Raw genomic sequence first — 5,103 nt, 5'->3', positions numbered from 1 at the left:
CACATGGCTGGAGATAAAGGACCAAGCACAGCTTGGTTTTTCTCAGCATGTCGCATGCTTAAAAATGGAAGAAAAAGTCCTGATGCGGCGCGCAAGTAAGCGCAGAACTTGCGCAGAAAGCTGCCAGGCATGAAAGGAAGAATTGATGTGTTAAAAAAAAGTTTGCCTTACTACATTGGATCCCTGTTGCTTCATCTGCTTGGATTCAGTCTGCTTATCTTTGCGGCAAGAACAAATCCATTTATCCCTGGGCTCGGAATGGTTGCCTATACGCTTGGGCTGCGTCATGCCTTTGATGCCGATCATATTGCCGCAATTGACAATACGGTGCGTAAATTAATGCAGCAAAATCAGAATTCAATGGGCGTTGGTTTTTACTTCTCGCTCGGCCATTCTTCCGTTGTGTTTCTGATGGCTGCTGCACTTGCTTTTTCGGTGCACTGGGCGCAGCAGCATTTGCCGCTTCTTTCACGTGTCGGCGGCGTCATCGGTGCGACCGTGTCCGGAAGTTTTCTGTTAGTCATTGCTTTCATTAATCTATTTATCTTAATTGATTTGCAGAAACTGTTTCTTCGCTTAAAGCAGCACGCGTTTGATCAAAAACAATTTGATCAGATGCTTCAGTCGCGCGGCTTTTTATCGCGCATGTTTCGGCCGCTCTTTGCTTTTATTAGTCAAAGCTGGCATGTGCTGCCGCTCGGCTTCCTGTTCGGCCTTGGCTTTGACACGGCAACGGAAATCAGTCTGCTTGCATTGTCTGCAGAATCCGCGCGTGCGCATATGTCTATTGCCGCCGTTCTTGCGTTGCCGCTTCTTTTTGCGGCCGGGATGAATGTGATGGATACCACGGATTCGGTCATGATGACACGTGCGTATCGTTGGGCATTGGATACACCGGTCCGCAAAGTCTATTACAATTTAACGGTTACAGCGATCTCGGTGCTGGCTGCTTTGCTGATCGGCAGCATTGAACTCAGTCAGGTAGTCAGTGAGCAGTTCCACCTCCAAGGCGGCTTCTGGAATTGGGTGCAGGCGATCGACTTAAATTGGATGGGTTACGGTTTAATTTTCCTCTTTCTTGCAGTCTGGCTCATTTCCTATCTCATTTGGAAGATTTTCCGTATCGATCGGAGATGGAGCCAAAATGTTCTATAGTGATGTGTGTGTGAAAAAGTGCTGCTTGAATCCAAACGGATTCAGCAGCGCTTTTTTTTACAGGGTAAAGAAAGTTGTCTTGTTGGTACCTGCCCGCGGTCACGCCCTGTTGATGCGAGCAGATGGAGTGTCGTTCGTACAAAAGGTGATGAATCAAAGGCCTAATGGAAGGCGGAAGTAAAGACCGGACGCTTTTTGCCCGGTTTTTCTAACGCACAAGATCAGAAAGAATACATTTGGCCGGAGCGCCGTTCAAATTCAAGGTTGACGGATTATATCCGTTTTCCGAGCTACTTCTTTTTAAATCGTCCCTTCTTTGGTACGATGGGGAAGTTGATCTAATTTTAACTGCATGATGATCCGGCCATACTTCTTTGAATCTTAGTATCGGTTGCAGTGAATGGAGTAGATTTCGATGTTTGTCAGAAGCTTTAATCATAATATTCGCTATAATTATATCTACAATTTTTGCTCGTTCTTCGGTGTGACGGCGCTGTGGGTGCTTTACCTGACCCATCGCGGGATGTCTTTAGTTGAAGTTGGGCTTCTCGAGAGTATCTTTCATGTCAGCAGTTTTCTTTTTGAAGTACCAAGCGGTGCACTTGCGGATCGTTTAAGCTACCGGGCGGTACTGATGCTTGGACGCGTCTGCGCGATGATCAGCAGCATCATTTTGATTTTTTCTCATGACTTTCTCTGGTTTGCCGTTGGCTTTATTATTTCGGCGTGGTCGTACAATCTAAATTCGGGCACAACCGACGCATTGGTTTACGAATCACTGCGCTGTTTGAATCAAGAAAAGCGCTACATCAAGGTTTCGGCGAATGTTAATGCGCTTTATGAATTGGCGGATACATTGGGGATTTTTGTCGCCGGCTGGTTCGTCACTGCCTATTTTGAAGGTGTCTACTGGATTCAGATTGCCATCTCGATGCTGGCGATTCTGTCGGTCTTGATGATGAGAGAACCGAGAAAATCGCAGCGAAAAGAGGAAAAGGTGACCAGCTATTTTGCAATTTTGAAGAACGCGGCGCTTTTCTTAAAAGAAAATGGGCAGCTGCGTTTTCTGATGCTTTTTTTCGCTCTGTTTGAGGGGGTTGCGGCAACCTACTATTTTTATTTTCAGTCGCTTGTGGATGGGTACGGATTCAAAGGATATCAGATCAGCTTGCTGATGATCGCATCCGCCGTGTTCCAAATTATTGGCGCGAAAATCTCGCCGCAGATTGAACGATGGGCCGGGCAAGCGAACTTAATTCTATATTTCTCTGCGCTGCTTTGCGGGTTGCTGATCCTTTCATTTGTGAATCAACTGCCACTCCTGATCGGTTGCTTTATTACGCTGAATACGCTTGTTTCGGTCAGCCAGCCAATCTTCAGCAATTACTTTAATGCGCTGATCCCGTCTTCAAGCCGTGCGACGCTGCTTAGCGTTTCGAGCATGTTGTTCAGCGTGGCGATGATTGTTCTGTTTCCCTTGTCCGGATGGTTGATTGAACGGCTGCGTTTTACGGTGAGTTTTGGAGCGATGGGGATGGTGCTTAGTTTGGTGTTGGTTGTTTTGGTGATCGTGATGAAGCGAAGAGCGCGATAAGTGGTGCTGCGTGCCCGAAGATTCGCGGTGACGAGGGTCAAAAATGAACGCATAAAATAGGAGGTGGATCACGATGGCGAACAGTTGGGATCCAGAATATGTGGTTTCCAAGGAGAAGGCTAAGGAGCTGATTGAGGTACAGTTTCCTGAGCTGGCACCGGCAAAAATCGCTGATCTGGGCAAGGGTTACGACAAGACGGTCTATTTGGTAAACGCGCGCTTTGTCTTCCGTTTTCCGCGCCGGAAGATTGCAGTCGACCTGTTGAACACTGAAGGAAGGCTGCTCCCGGTGCTTGCCGGGACACTGCTGCTGTCGCTATTTTGCAGGGCGTGATCTATCGGACCACTCCCGGAAAAAGGAATTACGCATGGCGTCGTCGAACTTTTTTATTAATGAAAGAGAGGCGATGGTGTGTACGTAAAACCAATCCAAGTACCGTTCCATGTGCTTCAGTACGAAGCACTTGTTCGAAGGTTGAATCCATGTGCCGCGCACGAGGATATCCGCTCGCTTTATAAGCGAGCAATCGCCGGCTATCGCGGTGAACGGTCGATGAGTTACCCGCTTTGCTACCTCTCCGAAGAAGACTTCCGCATTTTTCACAATCTCCGATTATACGACGGGATCCATTATTTTCAGATTGATTTTCTTGCCCTTTGTGAACGTTTCGCACTAATTCTAGAAGTGAAGAATATCATTGGTAAGCTGACTTTCGATACAGAGATGCTTCAGCTCATTCGTGAATTGGATGATGCTCGCGATATTTATGATGATCCAATTTCGCAGGCGAATCATTTAACGGATTCGCTTCGTCAGTGGTTGAGCAAACGCGGCGTGTTCTTGCCGATACGGAATCGCGTTGTGATCGCTTCGGCGGCGCAGATCCAAGTCACAGATTTGAATAATGATCAAATCAAGAAAATTGTGCGCAGAGCGAATCTTAAATCGGTATTACTTAAAATCAATAAGCAATTTACCGAAGCGCACCTTTCTGCAGGTGAATTGGATAAAATCACGGCAAATCTTCTCGCTGCTCATCAGAAGAAAATGATTCAGCCATTCAAAACGTTCAAGATTCAATCGGAACAGATTAAAAAAGGTGTGCAGTGTCCTAACTGCGGAGCGACACCGGTGGAAAAGGTGAAACAACGCTGGATTTGCAGGGCGTGTGACCATCACGCCCGGTTCGCGTATCTAACTGCACTGCGGGATTATTTTCTTATCTATGGACCGGCGATCACAAACAGCCAATGCCGCGATTTTCTCAACCTGGGCTCTGAATCAACGACAAGACGGCTACTTCATCGCACGGCTCTCCATTTTGATGGAAATAAAAAATCGAGAATCTACTACTTGTCGGAGGAAATACTCGATGAAAAAGCAAACTGGTCGATAAATTTGTCAAAGTGACTGATAAAAACGCCAAAGTGACTGATAAAATCACCAAAGTGGTTGATAAACTTGTCGAACTGACTGATAAAATCACCAAAGTGGTTGATAAACAAGACAATCGAACACGTTCAGCGCGGCTGAGAGTGAGTTCTCCGAGATTCAGCTCATGAAACGGTCGGGATAAGCGCATAATAACCGCGACATTGTATAGTGGAGGAACGGTTATGGTCACTTTCCGAGTATTAACTGCTGAAGATGCAGAGCAATATCAAAAACTAAGACTGGAAGCATTAATAAAGAATCCGGAGGCCTTCGCCTCAGATTTTGATACGGAACGCAGCAAGACAATCAGCCAGATCCGCGACGACTTGTCCAAGAAACATGTCATGACGGTCGGCGGCTTTGATGGCGAGAAACTGGTTGCTATTGCTTCACTTGATCGAGAAAAACTGCCGAAGATGGAGCACCGCGCAAATTTGACCAGTGTCTATGTTTCCGATGAATACCGCGGACAACGGCTCTCCAAACGAATCATTAATTACATCATTGAACAGGTGAAAAAACAGGGGATTAGCAAAATTTATCTGTATGTGATGACCCATAATGAACCGGCGATACGCGCCTACAAAAAGATGGGCTTTACGATCATTGGCGAAGATCCTGATGCGATGAAGGAGGATCACGGCTTTGTCGCTGAATACCGTATGGTGAAGTATATTTGAGATAACATCAGTACGGGAGTATTACGTCGGAGCTTTTTTTAATTCTATAACAGAAGGTGTCTCATGGTTAGCATCGACTCCGAGACACTTTTTTTTACAGGTAAATAGTGTTTTTTGCCTTGCTGGTACGGCGATTAGCGACATAAAAAGGAACTTCCGCTAGTTGTAAGGAAACTTCTGCTAAAAAAAGGAACTTTCGCTAATTATTAATGACCTTCCGCTAACTAAAAGGAACTTCC

The 5,103-nt window shown here is 46.1% G+C and carries 5 protein-coding genes; all 5 read left to right on the top strand.

The features are described 5' to 3' along the window. Positions 1-129 precede the first annotated feature (129 nt). The 5 genes from SIN01_RS13920 (at position 130) to SIN01_RS13900 (ending at position 4,864) form a co-directional block, all read left to right on the top strand. The gene (locus SIN01_RS13920; protein ID WP_010027531.1) at positions 130-1,155 is read left to right on the top strand and encodes a HoxN/HupN/NixA family nickel/cobalt transporter; all 1,026 of its coding nucleotides are present in this window, start codon (positions 130-132) and stop codon (positions 1,153-1,155) included. A 415-nt stretch (positions 1,156-1,570) separates the two neighbouring features. After that, a complete protein-coding gene (locus SIN01_RS13915) occupies positions 1,571-2,749 on the top strand; it encodes an MFS transporter (RefSeq protein ID WP_010024914.1) in 1,179 nt (392 codons plus the stop codon). Positions 2,750-2,822: 73 nt separating this feature from the next. Then, positions 2,823-3,083, top strand: coding sequence for a phosphotransferase (locus SIN01_RS13910; RefSeq protein WP_010024911.1), 261 nt, complete (start codon positions 2,823-2,825; stop codon positions 3,081-3,083). A gap of 78 nt (positions 3,084-3,161) precedes the next feature. Next, on the top strand, positions 3,162-4,160 hold the full coding sequence (locus tag SIN01_RS13905) for a nuclease-related domain-containing protein (protein ID WP_010024910.1): 999 nt from the start codon (positions 3,162-3,164) through the stop codon (positions 4,158-4,160). A gap of 206 nt (positions 4,161-4,366) precedes the next feature. Next, positions 4,367-4,864, top strand: coding sequence for a GNAT family N-acetyltransferase (locus SIN01_RS13900; RefSeq protein WP_010027483.1), 498 nt, complete (start codon positions 4,367-4,369; stop codon positions 4,862-4,864). Positions 4,865-5,103: the final 239 nt, after the last annotated feature.

Source organism: Sporolactobacillus inulinus (assembly GCF_006539285.1).
Taxonomy (GTDB): domain Bacteria; phylum Bacillota; class Bacilli; order Bacillales; family Sporolactobacillaceae; genus Sporolactobacillus; species Sporolactobacillus inulinus.
This window is presented reverse-complemented; position numbering and strand designations above follow the sequence as displayed.